Below are 26668 nucleotides of genomic sequence, written 5' to 3'. Positions count from 1 at the left end.
ATGCATGTTTGTATGCTGCGCTGCAATAGAAAATGTTAAACTCACGGTGATTTTCCATGACGGCGCATTCCTCCTTCTTTTTGCGCAGCGGCCTCATTGCGGCCGGACTCCTCTTTCTCGGCGCGCTGTCCTCGCAAGCCCAGCAGGCCGCACCAATGCCGCCGCCGCAGGTGACCGTGGTCGATGTCAAGCCTCAGACCGTGCCGCTCACCTACGAATATGCTGCGCGCATCTCGGCTTATAGGCAAGTCGACGTGCGTGCCCGCGTCGGTGGTATCCTGTTGAAACGGAACTTCGTCGAAGGCGCGGAAGTCAAAGCCGGCGACGTGCTTTTCCTATCGATCCGGCTCCTTACGAGGCCGCCCTTGCCCAGGCCCAGGCTCAGTTGCAGCAGGCACAGGCGCAATTGACCCAGGCGCAGCGTGAGGAAAAGCGCAACATCAACCTCTTCGACCAGAATGCCGTTACCCAGAAGGCGCGAGACGATGCGACGTCCACGCGCCAGTTGGCGGAGGCTGCGGTCGCCGCAGCGCAGGCGCAGGTTCAGACCGCGCAGCTCAATCTCGGTTATACCAAGGTCACGGCCCCGGTCGGCGGCATCACCAGCCTGGAGCAGGTCTCCGAAGGCAGCCTAATCGGTACGACGGGCGATACCGGCCTGCTTACAAGCATCACGCAGCTCGATCCGGTCTATGTCAATTTCTCGTTCTCGGATACGGAAGCCGCCGAAGTGCGCCGGCTGATCGATCTCAAGAAAGCCAAGGGTCAAGCGCCTAATCTAGGCGTGAAGATCTCCTTCGGCGATGGCACGACCTATGATCATGACGGTGTCGTGGACTTCACCTCGTCTACCATCGATGTGTCGACCGGCACGCTGCAAGCTCGCGCCGTGGTCGACAACCCCAATCGCCGGCTGTTGCCCGGCCAATTCGTGCGCGCCACCGTTACAGGTGTTTCGCTCGATAACGCCATTACCATTCCGGAAGTGGCCCTGATGCAGAGCCCGCAGGGCCAGTTCGTCTACACGATAGACAAGGACGGCAATGCCCGTGTCAATCCGGTAACGCTCGGCCAGAAGATCGGCAGCAACTGGCTTGTGCTGTCCGGCCTCAATGCCGGTGAGAAACTAATTACGGAGGGCATCATCAAGGTGCGACCCGGCGCGCCAGTGCAGGCGGCCGAGGCCGCAACGCCGGGCGACACGAATAGGGTGGCGCAAAACTGATGTTGAGCAATAGATTCTTTATCGATCGCCCCGTTTTCGCGGCGGTGATCTCGATTATCATCGTGCTTGCGGGCGTGGTCTGCCTGCGCATCTTGCCGATCGCGCAATATCCCGAACTGACGCCGCCTCAGGTGGTCGTCACCGCCAGCTATCCCGGCGCCAGCGCCGAGACGGTGGCCCAGACCGTTGCCGCACCATTGGAACAGCAGATCAACGGCGTCGAAAACATGCTTTACATGCAGTCGACGAACTCCAACAGCGGTGCGATACAGATCACCGTTACCTTTGCGCTCGGAACCGATCCGGACCAGGCGGCGATCAACGTCAACAATCGCGTGCAGCGCGCCGTTTCGACGCTGCCGCAGGACGTGACCCGTCTCGGCGTTGTTGTCACCAAGCGCTCCACGTCGATTCTCGGCTTCGTGGCAATGTACTCGACCGACAGCCGCTACGATCGCGCCTTCGTCGGCAACTACGCGCTGCTCAACGTCGTCGACGACCTCAAGCGCATCTCCGGCGTCGGCGACGTCAACCTGCTCGGCGATATCGATTATTCGATGCGTATCTGGCTGCGGCCGGACAAGTTGGCGCAATATAATTTGACGCCGAGCGATGTCTCTGCTGCCATCCAGGAGCAGAACTCACAGTTTGCCGCCGGTAGGTTCGGCGACCAGCCCGACAACAATGCTCAGCCCTTCACCTATACGGTAACGACGCAAGGACGCCTGCCGGATGTCGATGCCTTCGGCGACATCATTCTGCGTTCGGACGCCAATGCCGCAACGCTGCGGCTGAAGGATGTCGCGCGAATCGAGCTCGGCACCAAGAGCTATTCGATCCAGAGCAGCCTGAACGGCACGCCGGCAATCCCGATCGCCGTTTATCTGCAGCCGGGTGCCAACGCGCTTAATACGATGTCGGCTTTGCGCGCTCGCCTCGACGAGCTGCAGAAGTCCTTCCCGCAGGGCATCTCCTACCAGATCCCCTATGACACGACGAAATTCATCCAGGTGTCGATCGAGGAGGTGATCCACACCTTCATCGAAGCAATCCTTCTTGTCGTCATCGTTGTCTTCGTCTTCCTGCAGAACTGGCGCGCGACGCTCATTCCCGTCATCGCCGTGCCGATCTCGATTGTCGGCACCTTTGCCGGCATGTATGCGCTCGGCTTCTCGATCAACCTGCTGACACTGTTTGGTCTGGTGCTTGCCATCGGCATCGTGGTGGACGACGCCATCGTCGTCCTTGAAAATGTCGAGCGCCTGATGTCGACCGAGAAGCTGTCGCCCAAGAAGGCGGCGATCAAGGCAATGGGCGAAGTGACCGGCCCAGTCATCGCGATTGTGCTCGTGCTCTGCGCGGTGTTCGTGCCGGTCTCTTTCATGGGCGGCCTTGCAGGCCAGATGTACAAGCAGTTCGCCGTCACCATCGCGATTTCGGTTACCTTGTCGGGTATCGTGGCGTTGACGCTGACTCCCGCGCTCTGCGCGCTGATTCTGAAACCCGGCCATCACGAACCGGTGTTGCCGTTCCGCATCTTCAATCGCGCCTTCGACCGGCTGACGCGCGGCTACACGGCAGGCGTCGCCTTCTTCCTTAAGCGCGCTTTGCTTGGCTGTGTGCTGGTCGCCGGCCTGCTCGGAGCGACCGGCTATCTCTTCTACGCCCTGCCTGGATCGCTGGTGCCGGATGAAGACCAGGGCGTGCTGTTCGAACTCGCCATCCTGCCGCCCGCGGCGTCCCTGCCACGCACGCAGGCGGTGATGGATCAGGCGCTGATCAACACCAAGAAGATCCCAGGAGTCGACGATGTCTTTGCCGTTTCCGGTTTCGACCTACTTTCGGGTGGCCTGAAGAGCAGCGCCGGCGTCGCTTTCGTGACGCTGAAGGACTGGAGCCAGCGCACGACGCCCGCACTGGACGCCCGCAATCTCGCAGGTCCCTTGATCGGCGCCAATATGGGCATCAAGGATGCCATGGTGCTCGCCTTCAACCCACCGCCGATCCAGGGCCTCTCGACCACGGGCGGTTTCGAAGTCTATGTCCAGGACCGCACGGGCAAGAGCGTTCAGGGGCTGGCCGATCAGACGAACAAGCTGGTGGCGGCCGCCTCCAAGCGACCCGAGTTGGCCGCGGTGCGCACCACGCTCGACACCAACGTACCGCAGTTCCGCGCCGATCTCGACCGCGAGAAGGCGAAGGCGCTTGGCGTGCCGATCAACTCGGTCTTCGATGCCATGCAGGCGACCTTCGGCAGCCTCTATGTCAACGACTTCACGCTTTATGGCCGCAACTATCAGGTCAATCTGCAGTCCGAGGCGCCGTTCCGTGAATCGCCCGAAGATCTGCGCCAGGTCTTCGTGCGTTCCGACAGCGGCAAGATGATCCCGCTCGATACGCTGATCAAGGTGACGCGCGTCATCGGGCCGGATCAGCTGGAGCGCTACAACGCCTTCAACGCCGCCAAGATCACCGGTAATCCGGCACGGGGCTACACATCTGGCGATGCGATCAAGGCGATGCAGGAAGTGGCGGCACAGACCCTGCCCGATGGGTTCCAGATCGCCTGGACAGGCTCTGCCTATCAGGAGCTGGAAACCGGTGGCGCGGGCACGCAGGCGATGGTCTTCGGCATCATTATGGTGTTCCTGATCCTCGCCGCGCAGTTCGAAAAATGGAGCCTGCCGCTCGCCGTCATCACCGCGATCCCCTTTGCGCTGTTCGGCGCGCTGCTCGCCACCTATCTGCGGGGGCTCACCAACGACGTCTATTTCCAGATCGGCATGGTGACGCTCATCGGTCTGGCGGCGAAGAACGCCATCCTGATCGTCGAGTTCGCGGTTTTGAAACGGAAGGACGGCATGAGCGCCGGCGAGGCAGCGCTCGAAGCGGCGCGCCTACGTTTTCGGCCGATCGTCATGACTTCGCTCGCCTTCATTCTCGGCGTCGTGCCGCTGGCGATCAGCAGCGGCGCAGGTTCCGCCAGCCGCCACGCCATCGGCACCGGCGTCATCGGCGGCATGCTGGCGGCGACTTTCATAGCCACCTTCTTCATTCCGATGTTCTACCGCCTGATCGCCTGGAAACAGCCGACGGCGGAAGAGGACGACGAGGATGAAGAGATCAGCCACGGCCATGCGGAGGCGGCGGAGTAGCGCCCCGCGGAATAGAGAGCCAAGTGCGGCTCGTTAGATATTGACTACAAAGTGGCGCCTTCGGGTGCCATTTTTTATCCTGCTGGTGACTTTCAAAGCAGCCGGTCCGTCCGGTGATCCGTGGCCGCCGAAGCAAGCGCATCGCCACAGCGCTGAAAAAATACGTAAGGCCCGGACGCCCGGGCCTCATCCTCTGGTTCCACCAAGGCCTGGGTGCGCCATTACATCTTGGTCATGCCCTTTGTGGCATTCTCCATGTGCGTCACACAAGTTTTGACCTTATGGGCCTTCATGGCATCCTTTGCCATGGCAACCTGTTTGGTGGCAGCTGCTTTTTTCGTCTGATCGGTCATTGAATCCACCTTGGTCTGCAAGGCCGTGATGGAAGCGTCGTCACATTTCATCGCCGCGGTTGCGGCATAGGCGGGCACGACGCCCGCAACCGCAAACACGGCTGCGATCAAAATCGATCTCAACATGTGCATTTCCTCCGATACTGGGCTTAATTGCCCTTGAGGAAACGCATTCGCGGCATAGGTGTTCCGTCTCTCAAAGGGCTGCGACAATTAGGCCATGCTAACGCAACGCGGTTCAGATTCCGGCATACCATTCATAGCCGCGATCTTCCCAGAAGCCGCCATTGCCGCCCCAGATGTCGTTGAATTTGTCCCGGATTTCGATCCGCATCACGTATTTGGCATGCTTATAGCCGAGATGGCGTTCGACGCGCAGACGCAGCGGCGCGCCGTGGGCGACTTCGAGGTCTTTGCCGTTCATCGAATAGGCCAGGATCGTCTGTGGATGGAAAGCGTCGATCAAGTCGATGCTTTCATAGTAGCGGCCGCTACCGTCTAGCGTCTGCTCCAGCTCGTCGGCGCAATAGAATACCGCATAGCGCGCGGCCGGCTTGAGCCCTACGCTCTGGAGGATGAGACCAAGCGGCACGCCGGTCCATTTGCCGATGGCGCTCCAGCCTTCGACACAGTCATGGCGGGTGATCTGCGTGCGCGATGGCAGCTTCTTCAGGTCTGCCAGCGAAAACTCCATCGGCTGGTTGACCATGCCGTCGACCTTCAGCTTCCAGGTGGAAAAGCCGTTTTCCACCATCGCTTCATACTCCTCAGTCCCGGGATCGTCCGTGCCATTCGAACGGAAAGTCGGCGAGATGTCCTTATCGGTATATTCGCGGGCAAGCGTCCGCGGCGAGACGAGCAGGCGTTGCGTGTCCATGGTCAGACCTTCGGCCATCGCCAACACCTTCTGGACGTTCTCGTTCCCGGTGACATCGTCGCAGCCGGTCAGGCCTATGGCGCCGAGGCCGGCGGCGGAGCCAATGAGGAAACGGCGGCGGGTGACGATCTTGCTCATGCGTCCTCTCTTTCGATGCGGATAGCGTATCGACCGGTCACCATGGAGCGCATGTTGTTCCAGAGGCCGGATAGGATGACCATCGCCACATGCACGAGAACGAAGAGCACGATCGTCCAGGCGGTGATGAAATGAATGCCGCGTGCGGTTTGCCGCCCGCCGAAAATATCGAGCAGGAACGGGTAGCCGGCATCGATGCCGGGCGACATGGTAAGCCCGGTCGCCAGCATCAGCGGAAGCAGAATGAAGATGACGATCAGATAGGTGAGCTTTTGCAATGCATTGTAGCGCTTTGCCTTCTCGCCTTTCGGGAAGCGCAGTCGGGCGTGCTCGACGATCTCGTGCCAGAGATTGCGCGGCGAGACCTCTGCGCCCGACGGTGTAAGGTCGCGGCTGAAATGACCGGCGACAAAGCCATAAAGCAAATAGATCAGGCCATTGAGTACGAAGAGCCAGGCGAAGAAGAAGTGCCAGCGCCGACCGGCGGCCAGATCCTGATAACTCGGGATCGTCGCCCACGCGGGAAAAGCGCGCACAGTCCACTGACCGTCTTCTTTCGATGCACCGAGAACGCCGGTCGTCGGGATCGTCAGGCTGCCGATACGGAAGGTGCCATATGGCCGAGTGTCGCCGTCGGTGGCCGATATCTGCAGCCAGGACGGATCGGCATTGGCGCCATATTGACCCCAATACAGGGAGGGATGGGCGTTGAATATTTGCATGCCGCTCATCAGCAGCAGCGTAAGACAAAGCACGTTTAGCCAGTGCGTCAGTCGGATGACGACCGAATGCCGACGAATGTAGATCGTTCGGGGGTGCACGGGCGGCGCACCGGTCGCATCGATGTCGGCCATCGCTTGGTTCCTCTCGAAATCTTCACCGAACCCATTGGAAATCCAGGCTGCATGGTACCACAATTGACCAGAGAAAGCGCGGCGCTCCGTCAGCGAGAGAGCTGAAAGCGGAGCGCCGTGGCAGGCCTCGGCGGGCGGGTGCCGGTAGGCCCCGCGAACTTGCTTTTGCGGGAAGATCACATCGGTGGAACGGTGCCGTTGACGCCAACGGCAACGCGATCGGACGAAACCATGCCGTCGCCGGAGGTTTCGCCGGTGATGAAGACAGCGGCGCCGGGCTTCAGATCGTCCTTGGTGGCTGCTGCGAAGGTCACGACGGGGGTGCCCTCCGGGATGTTGATTTTCTTCTCGCCGCCCTTGTAGGTCAGCGTCAACGTCGGACCGTTGACCGATTTGACGGTGTTGGCAACCGTGGCATTGGTCATCGAGCTGTTAGGCTTCGAATCCCAGGGGCGGTCGCCCTCGCCGGTGCCCTTCATCGAGGCCGGAAAGATCACGACCTCGATAGCACCGGCAACGCCGCTAGCGGTCGGCTCGTTCGCAATGCCGACGAAATCGCCGGGTTTGATGTCGGCGGCCGATGCCTCGGTTACGCCGGTGACGGCCCAGCCGGATTTCAGCATCACCGTGACCTCCTTGCCGTCGCGGGACTTGACCTTGATGGTATTGCCATCGAGGCTGTCTATCGTGCCGCGCACGCGGACACGATCGGCGGCGTTGGCGCCCTGTAGGGCGGCGAGCGTTACGATAGCGCCGGTGGCCAACGCCAACACGCTGCCCTTCGTCAGAAGCTTGCGATCCATGAATAGTCTCCCTTAAGATACCTACTAGTCGGTAGGCTTTTCGAGATAGCGGCCGAGGCCAGCGAAGAGAATTCCTTGCACGAGAAAACTGGGAGGAAAGATCCTAATCTCAATTGCAACGCGGCGATCCTATCTACCACTCGGTAGCTCCGCCAATCAAACAAGCGTGAGAGAAACGTTATCCGGCAAAGCCGCGGAAAATCTATTGATTCCAATGGCCAGTGGTCAGAGCGCCGCGCGTTTATTTGAAAGCACAAAGGTCGCTTTAATCTCTTGAACCTAGAGCATCTTCACTTTTAGGTGATTCCACCTGGCAAGGGATGCCCTAGCCGGTCGAACAGCGGTTCGACGACGGTGGCAAAGACCTTGGGATCGCCATAGGCCCGCGCCGATAGCATGGCGCCATGTACGGTTGCCATAAAGGTCAGAGCTTCTTCCGCAGCCGGACGCTGCAGAACAAATCGGCCTTCGGCACCTCCATGTTTCATAACGGCCGCAAGCCAGCTTGCCAGATCGCGAAAATGGCCGCGCACTTCTACAGCGACATCGGCCGGCAGCACCGGCAGCTCGGCGGCCAACATGGCGCAGATGCAAAAGGGGGCGGTGTTGTCTGTGATGCACGCTTCCCAGAAACCCGTGTAGGCTCGAAGGCGGGCGACGGGATCGGCAATGTTGGCGTCGGCCCTGGCGAGACCCTGCCGCGCCTCTTCCCGATAGCGGGCGACGACGGTTCTGACGAGAGCGGCCTTGGTGGGGAAATGATGATGGATACTGGCCTTGCGAATGCCGACTTCTGCAGAAATGTCGGCGAAGCTGAAGCTGTTGTAGCCGCCCGCGATGATCAGGCCGCGTGCGGATTGTACGATTTCGTCCGCTTTTGTCGAAATATTGCTCATCCAATTTGCCTACCTATTGGTAGGGTGTCTGTCAAGCCCATAGACGGATGGACCGAACACACATAAAGTACCGCGACATCGGCAACACCCAACCAACCCGGATACGTCCGGATCGGCCACTTTTCTACCTTAAGCAAGCTCGGAAAATCGCAGCCGGCACTGGAACATTCAAACCCGATACAACGTTTCAGCCATGAAATGGCTGGTTGCCACGAAATCCCCTTGCTGTATCTGTAGATGTCGAATTCGGAATGGGAGGACCGAAATGATAGCGATTCGTCAACTTTTGGTCGGCCTCACCCTTATATTGGCGCTGGTGCTGATTGCACTCAGCATCCTGCTGGTCAATCCGGTGCGGCCCATCCATCAATCCGACAACCTTATCCCAATGCAGGCCGAACCCGTGCAGCAGCGCCAATAGCGCGGTAGGTTTCAGCTCGACGGCGTGAAGCGCGCCACCAATGTATGACGGTCGCCGGGGTAGGTGAGACGGACGTGAGTGATCGGTCCGAGGCCGCTCCATGTGCCCCGCTCGATGACGAGGCAGGCGGTGCCCTTCGCAATATCCAGGTTGGCAGCGGCTTCGCCGTCCGCGGGGATGGCGCGGATCTGGTGCTCGGCCGTGCTCCACGGTACCTGATTGATCAGCCACGGCCCGGGCGGTAAATCATCGAAATCGACCTCGTCCGCCTCCGGTACTGCGTCGAGATTGATGACGCGGTCCTCGAGGCAGAAGGGCCGGGGGCCGGCATAGTGGATACAGGTGATTTCCAATACCGATACCGCGCCGGCAAATTGCAGCCGCCGCCCATCCTCGGCGCGACCCTTGCGCTTGGCGCGCTTCACGATCTTGTGGGAGTAGGGCAGGTTCAGCGACAGGATTTCCGACTTGATGTCGTGGATTTCCAACACTGCCGACTGCGCCTGCGGCTGAGTGACGAAGCTCCCCGAGCGCTTGCGCCGTTCGATCAACCCGGCGCGGGCAAGCTGTGTCAGCACCTTGTTCACCGTCATGCGCGAACAATCATATTGTTCCGCCAGGGAAAGCTCGAAGGGAATCCGATGGCCGGGCGGCCAATCGCCGGAGACGATCCGGCTCTCGATATCGCTCAGGATACGCTGATGGAGCGTCGCCTCTTTACCTATGGTCATGCGCCGACCGCTTCCTCGTGAGACCTGGGTTAATCGCCACTTTGTTTATTTAGAATTTCATTGTCGCGAGGAAAAGCTCTTTTTCAACCGATTAGTTCGGTCATTGCAGCGCGGAATCGTGCAGAAATTGTTTCGCGTTTCCTGTGACGGCCGCCTTCGACCTGCTTGCGGCCCTGCGCCCAGACGCTGTCGACGGCAACGCCGCCGGCAAATATCCACTGATCGAGGATCTGGTCGCCGAAGAGATAGGGCGCGCCGCTGATGTTGAGTGAAACCAGGTCGGCATAGTGTCCGACCGCGAGCCCCGCCGGGGCCTTCAATGCCGCGCCGCCGCCGGCAAGCGCATGATCGAACAACGCTCGCGCCGTCGAGTCGCCTGGAGGTGCGAGGACATTGCGGGCCCTCAGCGCCAGGCGTTGCGAATATTCCAGCTGTCGCAATTCTTCCGGAACGGAGATCAGGATGTTGGAATCCGAGCCGATGCCGTAGCGACCTCCTTCCTCCAGGAACAGAGGCGCGGAAAAAGTGCCGTCGCCGAGATTGGCTTCGGTCACCGGGCAAAGGCCGGCGACCGCACCGCTTTTCGCCATCCGTCGGGTTTCGTCGTCGGTCATGTGGGTGGCATGGATCAAGCACCAACGCGCGTCGACCGGAGCGTGATCGAGGAGCCATTCGACTGGCCGTGCTCCGGACCAGGCGGCACAATCCTCGACTTCCTTCACCTGTTCGGCGACATGGATATGGATCGGTCCATCGCCGGCGAGCGGCACGAGTTTTGCCAGTTCTTCGGGCGTTACTGCTCTCAAACTATGCGGGGCAAGGCCGAGTTCGGCGCCAGGCAACCGGTCAACGATGGTTCGGCAGCCGGCCATCAGGGTTTCGAACCGATCGAGCGAATTGATGAAACGCCGTTGGCCGTCGATGGGGGCCGCGCCGCCAAAGCCGGAATAGGCGTAGAAGACCGGCAGAAGCGTCAACCCAATGCCGGTCTCCGCGCTTGCCGCAGCGATGCGCCCGGCCAGCTCGGCGATGTCAGCATAGGAGCCGCCATCCTTGTCGTGGTGCAGATAGTGGAACTCGCCAACACGAGAGAAACCGGCTTCCAGCATTTCCATATAGAGCTGCGCGGCAACCGCCTCGACATGGTCGGGGGTCATTGAGAGCGCGAACTTGTACATGACAGTCCGCCAGCTCCAGAAGCTGTCGTTCGCCGGGCCTCGAACTTCGGCAAGGCCGGCCATCGCGCGTTGAAAGGCGTGGCTGTGCAGATTCGGCATCGCGGGAACCAGAACGTCGTGGCGCTCGTCGCCGGCCTCAGCCGCGACCTCGGTCTCGATGTTGGTAATGCGACCATCTGCAAGGGTTAGCCGGGTATTCTGTCGCCAGCCATTCCCAAGCAATGCCGAACGTGCATGAAGTTTCGTCATGGTCCAACCCTTTCCTTTTGGATGTTGAATCCAAAATCCCTCTTGTCAGCATTTTTATTATGTATATACATTATGGACCCATAAGGAAAGGCGTAAAGCTGATGAGTGGGAACAAATTTTCCGAAGATAGCGTGAGATCCGAAGGCAGCCGCCTTTGGCGCAATGCTCGTCTGGCGACCTTGACAGGGGGCATGCCTGGGCTCGGCATTATCGAGAGTGGCGCGATCCTGAGCAGGGATGGCCGTATTGTTTTCGCAGGCAGCGAAAGTGATATGCCCGAGATCGGCAACGCCGAAACCATCGACCTCGAAGGTCGCTGGGTCACGCCCGGTCTCATCGATTGCCACACGCACATCGTCCACGGCGGCAATCGCGCCCGTGAATTCGAAATGCGGCTGGAGGGCGCAAGTTACGAGGAGATCGCGCGGGCCGGCGGCGGCATCGTCTCCTCCGTCAATGCGACCCGTGCATTATCCGTCAACGATCTCATTGCGGCTGCATTGCCGCGCCTCGATGCGCTGCTTGCCGAAGGTGTCACTACGATCGAGGTGAAGTCCGGTTATGGCCTCAGCATCGAATCCGAACTGAAGATGTTGCAGGCCGCGCGTGCGCTGGAAGATGCCCGTCCGGTCCGTGTCGTCAGCTCCTATCTCGCGGCGCATGCGACGCCCGTCGAATATAAGGGCCGCAACGGCGATTACATCACCGACGTCGTCTTGCCCGGTTTGGCGCAGGCGCATGAAAAGGGTCTCGTCAACGCCGTTGACGGCTTCTGCGAAGGCATCGCCTTTTCGCCGGCCGAGATTGCCCGCGTTTTCGATCTGGCCAAGTCTCTGGGCATCCCTATGAAGCTGCATGCCGAGCAGCTTTCCAACCTCGGCGGCGCCAAGCTTGCCGCCTCCTATGGGGCTCTCTCCGCCGACCATCTCGAATATCTCGACGAGGACGGCGTGAAGGCGATGTCGGATGCCGGCACGGTCGCGGTTCTATTGCCCGGCGCTTTCTATGCCATCCATGAGAAGCAGAAGCCGCCAGTCAAGGTACTGCGCGAGGGCGGTGTCCCAATTGCCATCGCAACTGATTGCAATCCCGGAACTTCGCCGTTGACCTCAATGCTGCTGACGATGAACATGGCGGCGACCCTTTTCGGCCTGACGGTCGAGGAATGCATCGCGGGCGCCACCCGTGAAGGCGCCCGGGCTCTCGGCCTGCTTGCTAAGACCGGCACGCTAGAGGCTGGCAAATCGGCCGATTTCGCCATTTGGGACATCGAAAGCCCCGCCGAGCTTGTCTACCGCATCGGCTTCAATCCGCTCCATGCCCGCATTTTCAAGGGAGAAAGTTTCGACCGATGACTGTCACCCTCCATCCTGGCTCCGTGTCGCTAAAACAACTGGCCGCGATCTACTGGACTGGCGAGCCTGCCAAGCTCGACACCTCCTTCGATGCCGGTATTGCCAGGGCCGCTGCCCGTATTGCCGAGATCGCCGCCGGCAATGCGCCGGTCTACGGCATCAATACGGGTTTCGGTAAGCTGGCTTCCATCAAGATCGACGGCGCAGACGTTGCCACCCTGCAGAGCAATCTTATCCTCTCGCATTGCTGCGGCGTCGGCCAGCCGCTGCCGGAGAACGTCGTTCGCCTGATCATGTCGCTGAAGCTGGTCTCGCTTGGCCGCGGCGCTTCCGGCGTACGTCTGGAACTGGTGCGACTGATAGAGGCGATGCTTGAGAAAGGCGTCGTTCCGGTCATCCCCGAGAAGGGTTCCGTCGGCGCCTCGGGTGACCTCGCTCCGCTTGCTCATATGACTGCGGTCATGATGGGTCATGGCGAAGCTTTTTATGTCGGTGAACGGCTTTCCGGCGCGGCAGCGCTCGAAAAGGCCGGCCTGAAGCCGGTCGTACTAGCCGCCAAGGAAGGGCTGGCGCTAATCAACGGCACGCAGGTGTCGACCGGGCTTGCGTTGGCGGGCCTTTTCCGCGCCCATCGCGCCGCCCAGGCAGCCCTCATCACCGGTGCCATGTCCACGGATGCCGCCATGGGATCATCCGCACCGTTCCATCCCGATATCCACACGCTGCGCGGCCATAAGGGCCAGATCGACACCGCCGCCGCGCTTCGCGGCTTGCTTGCCGGCTCTGTGATCCGCCAAAGCCATATCGAAGGCGATGAGCGCGTTCAGGACCCCTACTGCATTCGCTGTCAGCCACAGGTCGATGGCGCCTGTCTCGACCTTTTGCGCTCGGTCGGTCGCACGCTGGAAATCGAAGCGAACGCGGTCACCGACAATCCGCTTGTCTTGTCAGACAATTCCGTGGTGTCCGGCGGCAATTTCCATGCCGAGCCGGTGGCTTTCGCCGCCGACCAGATCGCGATTGCCATCTGCGAAATCGGCGCGATCTCTCAGCGCCGCATCGCGCTGCTGGTCGATCCGGCACTGAGTTATGGCTTGCCGGCCTTCCTTGCGAAAAAGCCCGGTCTGAACTCGGGACTGATGATCGCCGAGGTGACGTCGGCGGCATTGATGTCGGAAAACAAGCAGATGTCTCATCCCGCTTCCGTCGATTCGACGCCGACCTCGGCCAATCAGGAAGACCACGTGTCCATGGCATGCCATGGCGCGCGCCGACTGCTGTCGATGACCGATAATCTCTTCGCAATCATCGGCATCGAGGCGCTGACCGCCTCACAAGGTGTCGAGCTGCGCGCCCCGCTGACGACGAGCCCCGAACTGACGCTCGCCATTGCCGCCATCCGCGCCGCCGTGCCGACGCTCGATGAAGACCGCTACATGGCAAACGATCTCAAGGCCGCAAGCGACCTCGTCGCCTCCGGCACGCTCAACCTATCCGTATCCGCCGGCATCCTGCCCTCTCTGGAGATATGACATGACCAACCCACGCCATAATATCCGCGAAATCCGTGCGCCGCGCGGCCCGGAGCTCAACGCCAAGAGCTGGTTGACCGAAGCACCGCTGCGGATGCTGATGAACAATCTCGATCCTGATGTTGCGGAAAATCCGAACGAGCTGGTGGTCTATGGCGGTATCGGCCGTGCAGCCCGTACGTGGGACGATTTCGATCGCATTGCCGAGACGCTGAAGACCTTGACCGAGGAAGAGACGCTGCTCGTGCAATCCGGTAAGCCAGTCGGTGTCTTCCGCACCCACAAGGACGCGCCGCGTGTCCTGATTGCCAATTCCAACCTCGTGCCGCATTGGGCGACCTGGGATCACTTCAACGAGTTGGATAAGAAGGGGCTGGCCATGTACGGCCAGATGACCGCGGGCTCGTGGATCTATATCGGCACGCAAGGCATCGTGCAGGGCACCTTCGAGACTTTCGCCGAGGCAGGACGCCAGCATTACGCCGGCAACCTCAAGGGCAAGTGGATCCTGACCGGCGGTCTCGGCGGCATGGGCGGCGCGCAGCCGCTGGCGGCCGTCATGGCCGGCGCCTGCTGCCTCGCTGTCGAGTGCGACGAGACCCGCATCGATTTCCGCCTTCGCACCCGCTATGTCGACGAAAAGGCAAAGACTCTCGACGAAGCGCTTGCCATGATCGACAAGTGGACGAAGGCTGGTGAAGCAAAGTCGGTCGGCCTGCTCGGCAATGCCGCAGAAATTTTCCCGGAATTGGTCAAGCGCATGAAGGCAGGCGGTCCGCGCCCGGATATCGTCACCGACCAGACCTCGGCGCATGATCCGCTGAACGGTTACCTGCCGCTCGGCTGGACTGTGGCCGAGGCGAAGGCCAAACGCGAGAGCGATCCGAAGGCTGTGGAAGCTGCCGCCCGCGCCTCGATGAGGGTGCATGTCGAAGCCATGGTCGCCTTCTGGAATGCCGGCGTGCCGACGCTCGACTATGGCAATAACATCCGCCAGGTCGCCAAGGACGAAGGTTTCGAAAACGCCTTTGCCTTCCCGGGCTTCGTGCCCGCCTATATCCGCCCGCTCTTCTGCCGCGGCATCGGCCCCTTCCGTTGGGCTGCTCTCTCGGGCGATCCGGAGGATATCTACAAGACCGATGCCAAGGTGAAGGAGCTGCTGCCTGACAATAAGCACCTGCACAATTGGCTGGACATGGCCCGTGATCGCATCGCCTTCCAGGGCCTGCCGGCCCGCATCTGCTGGGTTGGGCTTGGTGATCGCCACCGTCTCGGCCTTGCGTTCAACGAGATGGTCAGGAACGGCGAGCTGAAAGCTCCCATCGTGATCGGCCGTGACCATTTGGACTCCGGCTCGGTGGCTTCGCCGAACCGCGAGACCGAAGCAATGAAGGACGGATCGGATGCCGTTTCCGACTGGCCGCTGCTCAACGCGCTGCTAAATACCGCTTCCGGCGCCACCTGGGTATCGCTGCATCATGGCGGCGGTGTCGGCATGGGCTTTTCCCAGCACTCCGGCATGGTCATCTGCGCCGACGGCACGGATGATGCAGCAAGGCGTCTGGAACGCGTTCTCTGGAACGATCCGGCGACCGGCGTCATGCGCCATGCCGATGCCGGCTATGAGATCGCCATCAATTGCGCCAAGGAGCAGGGCCTGCGCCTGCCGGCAATCCTGGGGAACTGAGATGAAGCTGCTGCGCGCCAGTGATTACAAGCGCATGCCTTGGAAAAATGGCGGCGGCGAGACGGTGGAGATCGCCGTTTCGCCCGACGGTGCCGGGCTCGCCGATTTCGACTGGCGCGTCAGCATGGCGACCGTTGCCACGGACGGACCGTTCTCGGTCTTTCCCGGAATCGATCGCACGCTATCCATTCTCGACGGCGTGGGGATGGCCCTCTTCATCGAGGGCCGCGCGCCCGAACGCCTGACGCAGGAGAGCGAGCCGCTGCCATTTCGGGCCGATGCATTGTCCTCGGCAACCTTGATCGACGGGACGATCACGGATCTCAACGTGATGACGCGTCGGGGGCGCTTCATCCATTCGGTGCAGCGCGTTTCGATTAATGGAAACAAAGTAGTCGAGCTGAAAGGCGGGACCAGCCTTGTCCTTTGCCATCGCGGAGATGTCGGTATCGACGGCACGGTGCTTGGTGCGGGCGATTGCCTGCTTGTCTCGAACGAAGGCGCCGGGCGGCGTTCGATCTCGGGCAAGGCGCAGCTGTTTTTCATCGCCATTGAGGCAATATAGTCGGCTATCGACTGCGCTTTGACTTGACACCGACATGCCCCGGTTATCCTATTGCCGCGCCGCAGAGAGGATGTCCGTATGAGCGACGATCAGACCCCCACCGATAGCAAGCTCACCAACTCGAAGCGCCGTTGGGCGGTCGAGGGCAAATTTCTGACGGGGCGTATCAGCCGGCCCGAGACGGAGCGTCTGCCACCGGGGCAGCATCTCGTCAAAAATTGGCCGGTGCTTGATCTCGGCGCACAGCCACAGGTGTCCTTGTCGAGCTGGCGGCTCGATGTGTTTGGCTTCGTGGAAAAGCGGCTTAGCCTCGATTGGGCCGCTTTCCAGGCAATCGAGCACAGCACCCGCGTCAGCGATATTCACTGCGTCACCACCTGGTCGCGCTATGACAACAGGTGGGAAGGGGTTTCGACGCGCGATCTGCTTGATCTCGTCATGCCTACGGCCGAGGCGCATCATGTACTGCTGACAAGCTATGACGGCTATACCACCAATCTTCCCCTTTCAGATTTCGCGGCCGAAGATGGTATCCTCGCCACCGCCTGGGAGGGCCTGCCACTGACCGGCGAACATGGCGGCCCGATGCGTCTCGTCCTGCCGCATCTCTATTTCTGGAAGAGCGCCAAGTGGCTGAACCGCATCGAGCTCATCGGTGCCGACAGGGCCGGTTTCTGGGAGAAGAACGGCTATCATATGTATGGCGATCCTTGGCGCGAGCAGCGATATTCGGACGATTGACCCGGTGTGATGTGGTCGAGGACAACCCGTCAATGGTCGCAAAATTCATGTTACCGTGTCAATTTTTGATGGCACCGGCATGGGTTTGCGGCTTTGCATCTGGCGGCAATGGGCGTATGCATTGATCATATGATTGATGTCGGATTTATCCGGCGATCCACAACCAGCTACCCTCATATCCGATGCTATGACCGCCGTTCAGACCACAGAGCAGCCTTCCGAACAAAGTTTCGGCCGGCAATCGCGCATTATCGCCTTCGTCGTCGCCGTCTCCTTCTTCATGCAGGTCCTGGACGGCACGATCGTTACGACCTCGTTGCCGCAGATGGCAGCGAGCTTCGGCGTCGTGCCAGTGGCGATGAGCATCGGTATTACCGTCTATCTGCTGACCATGTCGGCCTTTGTGCCGCTGGCGGGTTGGGCCGGCGACCGATACGGCGCCCGCCGAGTGTTTTTAGCATCGATTGCCATCTTTACCGTCGCCTCACTGTTTTGCGGCTTGGCTTTCAATCTGACCGAATTCGTTATTGCCCGCGCGGTGCAGGGTATTGGCAGTGCGCTGATGACCCCGGTCGGCCGCATTATCGTGCTGCGCAGCGCCCGCAAATCTGATCTTGTGCATGCCATGTCGATGATCACCTGGCCGGCATTGACCGCGCCCGTCCTTGGTCCCGTGCTCGGTGGCTACATCACCACCTATCTGAACTGGCACTGGAACTTTTTGATTAACATACCGATCGGCATCGTCGGGCTCGGCCTCGTCCTGCGCTTCGTGCCGGACCCGCGTGAAGTGAAAGTCGCAAGGCTAGACCTCACCGGCTTCCTCCAGTCTGCGGTGGGCCTGACGTTTCTGCTCGCCGGTCTCGAATTCGTCGTTCATGGTACCACCGGTCTTGCAGCTAGCGTCGGCTTGATTGCCGTCGGCGTCGTCTTTTCCATCATCGCCACCAGGCATTTTCTAAGGGTCGATGCGCCGCTGCTCGATCTTTCCGCCTTCAAGATCCAGACCTTCGCCATGGCCACGCTCTCGGCCGGCACGGCGAGCCGGGTGGCGATCAACGCCACGCCGTTTCTGCTGCCGCTGCTCTTCCAGGTTGGTTTCGGTCTATCGGCGATCAACGCCGGCGCCTATCTGCTGGTTTATTTCGCCGGCAATCTCGGCATGAAGGCGATCACGACGCCGATGCTGAAGGCTTTCGGTTTCCGCAGCGTGCTCGTTGTCAATGGCCTGATCTCGTCGGCGAGCATCGGCTGCTTCGCACTGTTGTCGCCATCGACTCCCGATTGGCTAACCTACATCCTCCTCCTTTGCGCCGGCCTGTCCCGCTCGATGAATTTCACCGCGCTGAACACGCTTGCCTTCGCCGATATCCATGCGGCGCAACGCAGTTCTGCTTCGACCCTGTCAAGTATGCTGCAGCAGGTTTCGCTTCTGCTGGGCGTCGCGGTCGGCGCCGCAGTGCTCAACCTCTCGCGCACCATTTACGGTGGCGAAATGCTCACTCCCGTCGATTTTCGCTGGGCCTTCATCGCCATCGCTCTGATCGGCGTCGTCTCGTCGCTGCGCTTCCTCCGCCTGCCGCATGATGCGGGCGCGGAAGTATCGCGGCACAATACACGAAAATAATCGAGGGCGTTGTTGAAATTGCAGGCGTTATATTCGGCGACTGCTTTGCCTATGCTTGCGTGCAGGCTCTTGATTTGCCCGTGTTAACCAAGGGCTATGATTTTGTTCATACCGATATTGTTATGGCGTGATTGCCGATCAAACCAGCGTGACGTCGGCTCTCGCGATGGTGTAAAATACCTTCGTGATTCATATATATATAGTGGGTTTCAACTCCACAGGAGGCACGTGCCATGCTGCTCAAGGCTCTTACCATCTCCGCCATCGTCGTCGGCGTGTCCACTAGTGCCGCTTTGGCGGGTTCCGCACACAAGCATCGCACCGCAACCTTCGACGCGCAGGCAATGCAGACCGACGCTGGCTTCGTCGATCATTCCAAGGACGCGATTCTTCCGGATGGCACGATCAACACCGATCCGTCGGTGACCGGTCCAATCCGCGCCGGCGATGCGATTACGAGGCTGCAATGCGCCGCAGCGCCGAACTCCGTCGGCGTTTCGAATACATACGCCGCCGGTCCGACCTCGCATTGCCCCGGGTGGTAGTTTCGATGCGGGCGGGCTAGGCCATGCCGATATCCGTCCGGCCGAACTGGTCGCCTTTCGCCAATAGCGGCTGCCGATAATAGCGGGCGCAGGCATAGGTCATGCAGTCGTCCAAATCGAGATCGGCGGGATGACGGCCTTTTCCGAAACGCTCATAGGCTTCGAGCGCGAGAAAGGCGGCGCGCGGGGGCGTCGCCAACAGTTGAATGTTCATCAGCGTCAGGAATGTTCTCATCGCGTCGCTGGCATCGGCAAGAGACAGATTGAGCGTGGCGGCGGCGTGGATGGCCGCCTGCGCCACTGCCGAGGGTGAGGTCATTCGCGTCCCATCGGCCTGCATGCGCGCGGCAAAATCGCGCGCATCATCCTCATTGGTCATCATCGCAGCAAGTACCGAAGCATCGATGAACATCAGGCATCCCGCGATTGGCTGGCATCTGTCTCAGCTCCGCCGCCCGTCTTTTGTTTGAGCTGACGGCAGAAGGCGACGGCGACATCGGCAAGCGATGGCTTGGTAAGCTCCTCGTCCAGCGCTCTCTGCAATGCTAGCCGCACTGCTTCGGTTTTGGTGGAGGTTTTCGTCAGCGCCTGGTAGCGCCGCGCCAATCGGTCGATAGCATCGTCTTTGATGTAGAGTGGCACGGTATATCCATTTTTTGATTTGGGAATATCCATAGCGCATGGCGGCCAAGAGGACAATGATCGGGCAATTTTTTGATCGGCTATTGCGGACATGATTTGCCCGAACAGATATTTTTCGACTTATTTACATGACGAACATCATCTAACGTGCTAGCAATAACAGCGATCACTTAACTTGCAGATTGCGAGGAGCATCATGTCTGTCACTGATCCTGTCGTTATCGTCTCCGCTACGCGCACGCCACTCGGCCGTTTCCAAGGCGAATTGTCACCGTTGCAAGCGCCGGAACTCGGTTCTCACGTCATCCGTGCTGCCTTGGAGCGTGCTGGATTGTCTGCGGAGAAAGTGGACGAGGTACTGTTCGGTTGCGTGCTGCCGGCGGGCCAGGGGCAGGCACCGGCGCGACAGGCGGCGCGAGGCGCCGGATTGCCGGATGCGATCGGCGCCACGACGATCAACAAGGTGTGCGGTTCGGGCATGAAGGCGACCATGCTGGCGCATGACCTGATCCTTGCCGGCTCCGCCTCGATCGCGGTCTCCGGCGGCATGGAGTCGATGTCGAACGCGCCCTACCTGCTTGCTAAGGCAAGGGGTGGCTACCGGATGGGCCATGACCGCATCTTCGACCACATGATGCTCGACGGTCTGGAAGACGCCTATGAAAAAGGCCGCTCGATGGGTGATTTCGGCGAGATGGCGGTCGAGGCCTATCAGTTCAGCCGCGACGATCAGGATAACTATGCCGTCGAGACGCTGACGCGAGCACGCAGGGCGATCGAGACGGGGGCGTTCGAGGCCGAGATCACACCGATTTCGGTCGCCGCAAAGGGCGGACCGATGACGATTGCCAAGGACGAGCATCCGCAGAAGGTTTCGCCGGAGAAAATTCCAACCCTGAAGCCGGCATTCCGCAAGGACGGTACGATCACCGCGGCCAGCGCTTCTGCCAATGCTGATGGCGCGGCTGCCCTGGTCCTGACGCGACGCTCGATTGCTGAGCGCGAAGGACTGCCGATCCTCGCCGAGATCAAGGCGCATGCCACCCACAGCCAGGAACCCGCCTGGTACACGACGGCGCCGATCCCCGCGATCCGCAAGGTATTGGACAAGACCGGCTGGAAGGTCGGCGATGTCGACCTCTTCGAGATCAACGAAGCCTTCGCCGTCGTCGCCATGGCCGCCGCCAAGGATCTCGGCATCGATCGTGACCGCCTCAACATCAACGGCGGCGCCTGTGCGTTGGGTCATCCCATTGGCGCCACCGGCGCGCGGTTGATCGTGACGCTGCTGCATGCGCTGGAGCGCCAAGGCGCGAAGCGTGGTGTCGCTGCACTCTGCATCGGCGGCGGCGAGGCGACGGCGATTGCGGTGGAGAGGGTAAACTAAAGATAGGGGCGGCGGCCGCCTCGTCCTTCGAGGCCTAGTCGCCTCCGCTAACGCTTCATTGCCTGTCTACCTCAGGATGAGGCGGAGACAGTGTAGCGGAAATGCGTCAGAGCTGCTGCTGCTTGTCCTCTTTCGGCAAGCTCAGAATAACGCGAGGGCAGGTCAGAGTGGCTTGCGAGAAGATCAGCCCTCACTCTGAGGTGTGGGGGCTGGAGCCGGAGCCTCGAAGAGCGAGGGCGGTTCGGCAACTTCACCCCTCAGACAACTCCTCGAGGATCGGACAGTCCGGCCGCTCGTTGCCATGGCAGGCATGCACCAGATGTTCCAGCGTGAGGCGCAGTTCGCTCAGTTCGCGGATCTTGCGGTCGATCTCGCCGAGCTTCGATGTGGCGATCTCCTTGACGTCGGCGCTGGCGCGGCTTTTGTCTTCATAGAGCGCCAGCAGTTGCCGACACTCGTCGACAGAGAAGCCGAGACTGCGGGAGCGGTGCAGGAAGCGCAGCTTGTGTACGTCGTCGGAGCCATAATCGCGGTAGCCGTTGCCGCCGCGATCGGGTTGGATCAGGCCGATATCCTCGTAATAGCGAATCGTCTTAGCCGGCAGGCCAGAACGGCACGATGCTTCGCCGATATTCATGGAGATTCTCCTTATTTTGCCTGTCTCAGTCGCAGCGCGTTGGCGATGACCGAGACGGAGGACAGGCTCATGGCCGCAGCCGCGATCATCGGCGAAAGTAACAGGCCGAAGACGGGGTAGAGTATGCCCGCGGCGAGCGGCACGCCGAGAGCATTATAACCGAAGGCGAAGGCCAGGTTTTGCTTGATGTTGCGAATCGTGGCTTCCGAAAGATGCCGCGCCCGGACGATGCCGTTTAGGTCGCCCTTCACCAGGGTGATGCCGGCACTTTCCATCGCAACATCGGCGCCGGTGCCCATGGCGATGCCGACATCGGCCGCGGCCAGTGCCGGTGCGTCGTTGACGCCGTCGCCGGCCATAGCAACCACGTTGCCTTTGGCCCGCAGCTCGTCGATTAGCGCCTTCTTGCCTTCCGGCAGCATATCGGCCCGCACTTCGTCGATGCCGAGATGGGCAGCGACGGCCTTGGCGGTCTGGGCGTTGTCACCGGTCGCCATGATGATTTTCAAGCCACTTTCATGCAGCGCTTTGATGGCGGGCGACGTTGTCGGCTTGATCTGGTCGGTGACGGCAACGAGGCCCGCCAATTGACCGTTAAAGGCGACGAACATCACAGTCTTGCCATCACCGCTCAGGCGCTTGGTCTCCACTTGCAGCGGGTCGGTCGCAATACCGAGATCGGCCATCATTGCGGCATTGCCGAGGGCGATTGCCGTATCGCCTGCGCTGCCCTCCACGCCCTTGCCTGTCTTCGCCACGAAGCCGGATATATCGACTAAGCTCGCGCCGCGCTCCTTCGCGCCCGCGACAATCGCCTCGGCCAGCGGATGTTCGGAGCCGCGTTCGAGGCTAGCGGCAAGCGAAAGCAGGAGGGTTTCGTCCACCCCGGCGGCAGGGATGACATCGGTCAGGTTCGGTCTACCCTCTGTCAATGTGCCGGTCTTGTCGACGATCAGCGTATCGACCTTGGCGAAGCGCTCCAGCGCCTCGGCGTCGCGCACCAGCACGCCTTCCTGCGCGCCCCGGCCAGTGGCGATCATGATTGACATCGGCGTCGCAAGTCCCAATGCGCACGGGCAGGCGATGATCAGGACGGCGACGGCGGCAAGCAGCGCATGCGCCAGCGTCGGCTCCGGTCCGACAAAGGCCCAGACCGCAAAGGCTATGATGGCGGCGGCCACGACGGCCGGCACGAAGACGGCCGAAACACGGTCGACCATCGTCTGTATCGGCGCGCGAGACCTCTGCGCCTTAGCGACCAGCTCGACGATGCGCGACAGCGTCGTTTCAGCACCGACCTTTTCTGCGATCATAATCAGGGTGCCGTTCTTGTTGATCGTGCCGCCGGTCAGCGCGTCACCTTGGGTCTTTTCGACCGGCAGCGGCTCGCCAGTGATCATCGATTCGTCGATGGTCGTCTGTCCGTCGACAACGGAACCGTCCACCGGCACGCGCTCGCCGGGACGCACGCGCAGCCGGTCGCCGGCCTGGACCTCGTCGACGGGCACATCGGTCTCGCTGCCGTCGGTGCCGATACGGCGCGCGGTCTTGGGCGCGAGGTCGAGCAGGGCGCGGATCGCCGAGCCGGTGCGCTCACGCGCCTTCAATTCCAGCACTTGGCCCACAAAAACCAGAGCGACGATCACCGAAGCGGCTTCGAAATAGACTGGCACAGCTTCGCCGTGCCCGCGAAAGCTCATCGGGAAAATACCGGGCGCGAGCGTCGCCACAAGGCTGTAGAGATAGGCCGTTCCGACACCAAGGCCGATCAGCGTCCACATATTCGGGCTACGATTGGCGAGCGAAGTCCACGCGCGGCGGAAGAAGGGCAGGGCCGCCCAGAGCACGACTGGCGTCGCAAGGAAAAGTTCGACCCATGTGGCGATAGGATCGCCGATCCAGTCGCGGAAAGGCAGGCCGATCATCGGACCCATACCGATAATGAGCAGTGGCAGCGACAGGGCCGCGCTGATCCAAAGCCGGCGACTGAAATCGATCAGCTCCGGGTTCGGGCCTTCGTCGGCGGAGGGCAAGCCCATGGGCTCCAGCGCCATGCCGCATTTCGGGCAGTCGCCGGGGTGGTCGCTGACGACCTCGGGGTGCATCGGGCAGGTATAGAGCGAGCCCTTCGGCATCGGCTTCGGTGCCGGTCCGCTGCCATTGAGATAGGCTGATGGAACCGCCTCGAACTTGGACTTGCAGCCGGCGGAGCAGAAATAGAATTTCTCACCTTCATGCTTCAGGAAATGGCGCGCGGTGGCGCGATCGACCGTCATGCCGCAGGTGAGGTCCGTGGCGGTGAGATAATTTTCCGGGGCGGCTATGAATTTCGTGCGGCATCCATTGCCGCAGAAATGAAATGTGCGGCCCATATAATCCAGCGACGGCTTGCCGGCGTTCGGGTCCACGGTCATGCCGCAGACGGGGTCGCGGATAACCATATCCTCAGAGGGAGTGCCGCGATGGTGGTGCTGACCGTGGCCGTGATGGCTATGATCGTGCTCGTCATGCAATGCCATATAAAACTCCTTTGCCCAGAGAGGGCGTCGGAAGGCTTTATGAACCTTCCTGTAACTGGAAGGTCAAGAAGAAAAATAGTGAGGGCAGTCCACAGTTGAAAGAGGCAGCTTTCTATCGCGATGCGATCGGCGGTGTTACCTTCCGCAAGACAGAATCGATCATGTGATTCCAATGCGATATGATCTTGCCGCCCTACCGCTGACGACGCTTCTTCCTGCGATGACCAGGGCAGAGGATATGCTTGCGCGGTTGGATGAGCGGGTGTTGCGCCACGTGGTCGGCGACGGTTTTCGTGAGCGCGGTCATTTTTTCGATGCTGTCGCTGCGCTCTGGGTCAGTGGTGAGCTGGTGCATATCGAAGATCTGGTGCTGCATGATGCGCATGTGGATGTTCGCGCGCCGACGCATGAATTGACCATCGCCCACGCCGTGCTGCGCGTCCGGCGACGGCTATGGAACGCCGAGCCGGACTGGGGACTGGGAACGGCCGGGCTTGCGGTCTTGAGCGGCGATATCGGCGATGCCGAAGAAACGGTCACTCTACGCCCCGTGCCTGCGGAGACGCCGGAAACAGAGCAGGAACACGATGATGACGACGACGATGACGATTTCGGTATGGATTTTTCCGAGATCGACGCCGTCATCGCCCGCTCCGGCCAGGTGCTGGATGGAGGGATCCCGGAAGCCAAGCCAGTGAAGATGGACGATCCGCTTGGTCTGATTCGGGATGATGATTGGGATGAAAACGAGCGTCTGGAGAACTGGCGCGCCGTCATCCATCAAGCCGATCTCCTGCCGCCAGCCTTGGGCGCTGCCGTGTTGTTCGACGCTTGGGAGCGGCTCGAACCGCTACGGCGGCAACATTGGTTGGGCAGCCAGCTCGTCAGCGCCTATCTTCGAAGCCGCGGAAAGGTCACGTCACACCTTTTCTGCCTCAATACCGGCCTGAAGTCTGTTCGGCATGAGCGTCGCCGCGCGTCGGATCGTTCCGTGCGGCTGATGGCTTTTCTTGACGCTATGGCACTATCGGCCGAGGCGGGTCTGAAGGAGCTCGATCGCCTGTCGCTTGCCAAGATACAGATGGAGCTGCGGCTGAAGGATCGGCGCTCGAACAGCAGCTTGCCCGGCGTCATCGAGATTGTGCTTTCGCGACCTATCGTCTCCGCCAGCATGGTTGCCCGGCATGTCGGCGTTACCTCCCGCGGTGCGCTCAATCTGGTCGCCGAACTCGGCGTGCGCGAGATGACCGGACGCGGGCGTTATCGCGGCTGGGGTATCCTTTAAGTTTAGTGAGCACTAGATTGCTCATCTGAGGGCCGCGTCGTCATTGTCTGCGTGACGGAATGCGACTAGCCTCGCGTTCTCATCCTCACGGAAGTGCACTTCATGCCCCTGATCGATACCGCCAATGCCTTCATCGAGCTGTTCGCGCAGCCCGTTCGTTCTGTGGACAACGGCTCGCTGGCCGGGCTCACGTTTGCCGCCAAGGACAATATCGATGTCGAAGGGCGGATCACCGGCAATGGCAATCCGGTTTGGCGGCGTGCGCATGGTCCGGCGGCGGCGCATGCGCCTGTCGTTGCCCGGTTGCTGGCCGAGGGCGCGGTGCTCTCCGGCAAGACGCATATGGATGAATTTGCCTATAGCCTGATGGGCACCAACGCGCATTACGGCACGCCGCTGAATAGTGCGGCGCCCGATCGCGTACCTGGTGGCTCTTCCTCCGGCTCCGCTTCCGCGGTCGGCGCCGGCCTGGTGGATTTCGCGCTGGGGACGGATACGGGCGGCTCGGTGCGGCTGCCGGCCTCCTTCAACGGCATTTTCGGCATGCGGCCCAGTCACGGGGCGGTCGACATGGCTGGCGTGGTGCCACTCGGGCCGGGTTTCGATACGCTCGGCTGGTTCGCCCGCGATGCCGGAACGTTGGTTCGCGTCGGCCGTGCGCTTGGTCTTGTAGGCGAGGCGTTCTTTTCGGTGGCTTGGCTGCCTTCGGATATCTGGACGGACGTCGATCCGGGACTTGCCGCCTTGCTGCGGCCGATGGCGGAAAAGATCGCGACGCGGTTCAGCAACACCGTTACTGATCCATTGCCGATCGTCGGGCCGGAAGAACGGTCCGAGATCTATCGCTTCTGGCAAGGCTACGACGCATGGAAAGTGTTGGGCGGCTGGGTCGAGGCGCATGACGCCGAACTCGGTCCAGACATTGCCTCGCGTTTCGCCGTGGCGCGATCCATCAGCGACGAGACCTTTGCCAGGGTCGATGCAACCCGTCGCGACATTGCGCGGACAATGGACGCAGCACTTGCCGACGGCCTGGTTATGATCATCCCGACGGCCCCGGGTCCCGCGCCGCTAAGGGGTTCATCGCGGGAGATATTCGAGGCCTATCGACAGCAAGCCCTCGGCATCCTCTCTGTCGCAGGCCACGCCAGCCTGCCCCAGATTTCCATGCCGGCCGAAAAGATGGATGGCGGACCGGTAGGGCTGTCAGTCATCGGCCGCCGCGGTAGTGACGGCGCGCTCTTGGAACTGGTGGAAGGGCTGTGA

Annotated in this window: 23 protein-coding genes and 1 pseudogene; 13 read left to right on the top strand and 11 right to left on the bottom strand. The window is 61.0% G+C overall.

Annotated elements, in window-relative coordinates; all coding sequences use genetic code 11:
• The first annotated feature begins 56 nt into the window (after positions 1–56).
• Positions 57–1225: pseudogene (locus tag PY650_RS00725) on the top strand (efflux RND transporter periplasmic adaptor subunit).
• Complete coding sequence (locus tag PY650_RS00720; protein WP_285877164.1) at positions 1225–4380, top strand: efflux RND transporter permease subunit; 3156 nt, start codon at positions 1225–1227, stop codon at positions 4378–4380. The pseudogene PY650_RS00725 and the gene PY650_RS00720 overlap by 1 nt, the downstream one beginning before the upstream one ends.
• Before the next feature lie 221 nt (positions 4381–4601).
• Here PY650_RS00720 and PY650_RS00715 read toward each other — a convergent pair whose 3' ends face one another.
• From PY650_RS00715 to PY650_RS00695, 5 genes are all read right to left on the bottom strand, one after another.
• Complete coding sequence (locus PY650_RS00715) at positions 4602–4859, bottom strand: hypothetical protein (RefSeq protein ID WP_285873482.1); 258 nt, start codon at positions 4857–4859, stop codon at positions 4602–4604.
• Between the two features lie 112 nt (positions 4860–4971).
• On the bottom strand, positions 4972–5748 hold the full coding sequence (locus PY650_RS00710) for a molybdopterin-binding protein (RefSeq protein WP_285877163.1): 777 nt from the start codon (positions 5746–5748) through the stop codon (positions 4972–4974).
• Positions 5745–6602, bottom strand: a complete 858-nt coding sequence (locus PY650_RS00705; RefSeq protein WP_285877162.1) for a cytochrome b/b6 domain-containing protein — start codon at positions 6600–6602, stop codon at positions 5745–5747. The genes PY650_RS00710 and PY650_RS00705 overlap by 4 nt, the downstream gene beginning before the upstream one ends.
• Positions 6603–6778: 176 nt before the next feature.
• Positions 6779–7405, bottom strand: a complete 627-nt coding sequence (locus PY650_RS00700; RefSeq protein WP_285877161.1) for a hypothetical protein — start codon at positions 7403–7405, stop codon at positions 6779–6781.
• Between the two features lie 296 nt (positions 7406–7701).
• A complete protein-coding gene (locus PY650_RS00695; RefSeq protein WP_285877160.1) occupies positions 7702–8301 on the bottom strand; it encodes a TetR/AcrR family transcriptional regulator in 600 nt (199 codons plus the stop codon).
• 265 nt (positions 8302–8566) lie between these two features.
• On the opposite strand from PY650_RS00695, the gene PY650_RS00690 reads away from it, so the two are divergent.
• Positions 8567–8722, top strand: a complete 156-nt coding sequence (locus PY650_RS00690) for a hypothetical protein (RefSeq protein WP_285872422.1) — start codon at positions 8567–8569, stop codon at positions 8720–8722.
• 11 nt (positions 8723–8733) lie between these two features.
• Here PY650_RS00690 and hutC read toward each other — a convergent pair whose 3' ends face one another.
• Together hutC and PY650_RS00680 are read right to left on the bottom strand one after the other, a co-directional pair.
• Complete coding sequence (gene hutC, locus PY650_RS00685; RefSeq protein ID WP_285877159.1) at positions 8734–9453, bottom strand: histidine utilization transcriptional repressor HutC; 720 nt, start codon at positions 9451–9453, stop codon at positions 8734–8736.
• An 83-nt stretch (positions 9454–9536) separates the two neighbouring features.
• Entirely contained in the window at positions 9537–10880 is a 1344-nt protein-coding gene (locus tag PY650_RS00680; RefSeq protein WP_285877158.1) for a formimidoylglutamate deiminase, read from the bottom strand.
• A 101-nt stretch (positions 10881–10981) separates the two neighbouring features.
• On the opposite strand from PY650_RS00680, the gene hutI reads away from it, so the two are divergent.
• The 7 genes from hutI to PY650_RS00645 all read left to right on the top strand — a co-directional run bounded on the left by hutI (position 10982) and on the right by PY650_RS00645 (position 18932).
• On the top strand, positions 10982–12235 hold the full coding sequence (gene hutI, locus PY650_RS00675; RefSeq protein ID WP_285877157.1) for an imidazolonepropionase: 1254 nt from the start codon (positions 10982–10984) through the stop codon (positions 12233–12235).
• The gene (gene hutH, locus PY650_RS00670) at positions 12232–13767 is read left to right on the top strand and encodes a histidine ammonia-lyase (RefSeq protein WP_285877156.1); all 1536 of its coding nucleotides are present in this window, start codon (positions 12232–12234) and stop codon (positions 13765–13767) included. The genes hutI and hutH overlap by 4 nt, the downstream gene beginning before the upstream one ends.
• A 1-nt stretch (position 13768) precedes the next feature.
• Positions 13769–15454 (top strand): urocanate hydratase, encoded by a 1686-nt coding sequence (gene hutU / locus PY650_RS00665; protein ID WP_285877155.1) that lies wholly within the window; start codon positions 13769–13771, stop codon positions 15452–15454.
• A gap of 1 nt (position 15455) precedes the next feature.
• On the top strand, positions 15456–16019 hold the full coding sequence (locus PY650_RS00660) for a HutD/Ves family protein (RefSeq protein WP_285877154.1): 564 nt from the start codon (positions 15456–15458) through the stop codon (positions 16017–16019).
• Positions 16020–16097: 78 nt separating this feature from the next.
• Positions 16098–16760 (top strand): sulfite oxidase-like oxidoreductase, encoded by a 663-nt coding sequence (locus tag PY650_RS00655; protein WP_285877153.1) that lies wholly within the window; start codon positions 16098–16100, stop codon positions 16758–16760.
• Between the two features lie 187 nt (positions 16761–16947).
• Positions 16948–18387, top strand: coding sequence for an MFS transporter (locus PY650_RS00650; protein WP_285877300.1), 1440 nt, complete (start codon positions 16948–16950; stop codon positions 18385–18387).
• A gap of 233 nt (positions 18388–18620) precedes the next feature.
• On the top strand, positions 18621–18932 hold the full coding sequence (locus tag PY650_RS00645) for a hypothetical protein (RefSeq protein WP_285877152.1): 312 nt from the start codon (positions 18621–18623) through the stop codon (positions 18930–18932).
• A 16-nt stretch (positions 18933–18948) separates the two neighbouring features.
• Here PY650_RS00645 and PY650_RS00640 read toward each other — a convergent pair whose 3' ends face one another.
• Both PY650_RS00640 and PY650_RS00635 read right to left on the bottom strand, forming a co-directional pair.
• The gene (locus PY650_RS00640; RefSeq protein ID WP_285877151.1) at positions 18949–19344 is read right to left on the bottom strand and encodes a type II toxin-antitoxin system VapC family toxin; all 396 of its coding nucleotides are present in this window, start codon (positions 19342–19344) and stop codon (positions 18949–18951) included.
• Positions 19344–19574 (bottom strand): type II toxin-antitoxin system VapB family antitoxin, encoded by a 231-nt coding sequence (locus PY650_RS00635; protein WP_285877150.1) that lies wholly within the window; start codon positions 19572–19574, stop codon positions 19344–19346. The genes PY650_RS00640 and PY650_RS00635 overlap by 1 nt, the downstream gene beginning before the upstream one ends.
• 196 nt (positions 19575–19770) lie before the next feature.
• Between PY650_RS00635 and PY650_RS00630 the strand changes: the two genes are divergently transcribed.
• Entirely contained in the window at positions 19771–20961 is a 1191-nt protein-coding gene (locus tag PY650_RS00630) for an acetyl-CoA C-acyltransferase (protein ID WP_285877149.1), read from the top strand.
• Between the two features lie 250 nt (positions 20962–21211).
• On the opposite strand, the gene cueR is transcribed toward PY650_RS00630, so the two are convergent.
• Together cueR and PY650_RS00620 are read right to left on the bottom strand one after the other, a co-directional pair.
• On the bottom strand, positions 21212–21598 hold the full coding sequence (cueR, locus tag PY650_RS00625) for a Cu(I)-responsive transcriptional regulator (protein WP_285877148.1): 387 nt from the start codon (positions 21596–21598) through the stop codon (positions 21212–21214).
• An 11-nt stretch (positions 21599–21609) separates the two neighbouring features.
• On the bottom strand, positions 21610–24117 hold the full coding sequence (locus PY650_RS00620) for a heavy metal translocating P-type ATPase (RefSeq protein WP_285877147.1): 2508 nt from the start codon (positions 24115–24117) through the stop codon (positions 21610–21612).
• Between the two features lie 172 nt (positions 24118–24289).
• Here PY650_RS00620 and PY650_RS00615 point away from each other — a divergent pair, with 172 nt between their 5' ends.
• On the top strand, positions 24290–25402 hold the full coding sequence (locus PY650_RS00615; protein WP_285877146.1) for an RHE_PE00001 family protein: 1113 nt from the start codon (positions 24290–24292) through the stop codon (positions 25400–25402).
• Between the two features lie 102 nt (positions 25403–25504).
• Positions 25505–26668: an amidase gene (locus PY650_RS00610; RefSeq protein WP_285877145.1), complete on the top strand. Its 1164-nt coding sequence runs from the start codon at positions 25505–25507 to the stop codon at positions 26666–26668.

It is taken from the genome of Martinezella calliandrae, assembly GCF_030272695.1.
Classification (GTDB): Bacteria; Pseudomonadota; Alphaproteobacteria; order Rhizobiales; family Rhizobiaceae; genus Rhizobium; species Rhizobium calliandrae.
The sequence above is the reverse complement of the archived record's forward strand: the minus strand, read 5'-3'. Positions and strand labels throughout refer to the sequence as shown.

Coding starts and splice junctions, on each gene's coding strand:
- PY650_RS00660 (WP_285877154.1), top strand. CDS start 15,456: ATGAAGCTGCTGCGCGCCAGTGATTACAAGCGCATGCCTTGGAAAAAT.
- hutI (WP_285877157.1), top strand. CDS start 10,982: ATGAGTGGGAACAAATTTTCCGAAGATAGCGTGAGATCCGAAGGCAGC.
- hutC (WP_285877159.1), bottom strand. CDS start 9,453: ATGACCATAGGTAAAGAGGCGACGCTCCATCAGCGTATCCTGAGCGAT.
- cueR (WP_285877148.1), bottom strand. CDS start 21,598: ATGAATATCGGCGAAGCATCGTGCCGTTCTGGCCTGCCGGCTAAGACG.
- PY650_RS00690 (WP_285872422.1), top strand. CDS start 8,567: ATGATAGCGATTCGTCAACTTTTGGTCGGCCTCACCCTTATATTGGCG.
- PY650_RS00655 (WP_285877153.1), top strand. CDS start 16,098: ATGAGCGACGATCAGACCCCCACCGATAGCAAGCTCACCAACTCGAAG.
- hutH (WP_285877156.1), top strand. CDS start 12,232: ATGACTGTCACCCTCCATCCTGGCTCCGTGTCGCTAAAACAACTGGCC.
- PY650_RS00615 (WP_285877146.1), top strand. CDS start 24,290: ATGCGATATGATCTTGCCGCCCTACCGCTGACGACGCTTCTTCCTGCG.
- PY650_RS00610 (WP_285877145.1), top strand. CDS start 25,505: ATGCCCCTGATCGATACCGCCAATGCCTTCATCGAGCTGTTCGCGCAG.
- PY650_RS00710 (WP_285877163.1), bottom strand. CDS start 5,748: ATGAGCAAGATCGTCACCCGCCGCCGTTTCCTCATTGGCTCCGCCGCC.
- PY650_RS00720 (WP_285877164.1), top strand. CDS start 1,225: ATGTTGAGCAATAGATTCTTTATCGATCGCCCCGTTTTCGCGGCGGTG.
- PY650_RS00700 (WP_285877161.1), bottom strand. CDS start 7,405: ATGGATCGCAAGCTTCTGACGAAGGGCAGCGTGTTGGCGTTGGCCACC.
- PY650_RS00680 (WP_285877158.1), bottom strand. CDS start 10,880: ATGACGAAACTTCATGCACGTTCGGCATTGCTTGGGAATGGCTGGCGA.
- PY650_RS00630 (WP_285877149.1), top strand. CDS start 19,771: ATGTCTGTCACTGATCCTGTCGTTATCGTCTCCGCTACGCGCACGCCA.
- PY650_RS00705 (WP_285877162.1), bottom strand. CDS start 6,602: ATGGCCGACATCGATGCGACCGGTGCGCCGCCCGTGCACCCCCGAACG.
- PY650_RS00645 (WP_285877152.1), top strand. CDS start 18,621: ATGCTGCTCAAGGCTCTTACCATCTCCGCCATCGTCGTCGGCGTGTCC.
- PY650_RS00715 (WP_285873482.1), bottom strand. CDS start 4,859: ATGTTGAGATCGATTTTGATCGCAGCCGTGTTTGCGGTTGCGGGCGTC.
- hutU (WP_285877155.1), top strand. CDS start 13,769: ATGACCAACCCACGCCATAATATCCGCGAAATCCGTGCGCCGCGCGGC.
- PY650_RS00695 (WP_285877160.1), bottom strand. CDS start 8,301: ATGAGCAATATTTCGACAAAAGCGGACGAAATCGTACAATCCGCACGC.
- PY650_RS00620 (WP_285877147.1), bottom strand. CDS start 24,117: ATGGCATTGCATGACGAGCACGATCATAGCCATCACGGCCACGGTCAG.
- PY650_RS00640 (WP_285877151.1), bottom strand. CDS start 19,344: ATGTTCATCGATGCTTCGGTACTTGCTGCGATGATGACCAATGAGGAT.
- PY650_RS00650 (WP_285877300.1), top strand. CDS start 16,948: ATGACCGCCGTTCAGACCACAGAGCAGCCTTCCGAACAAAGTTTCGGC.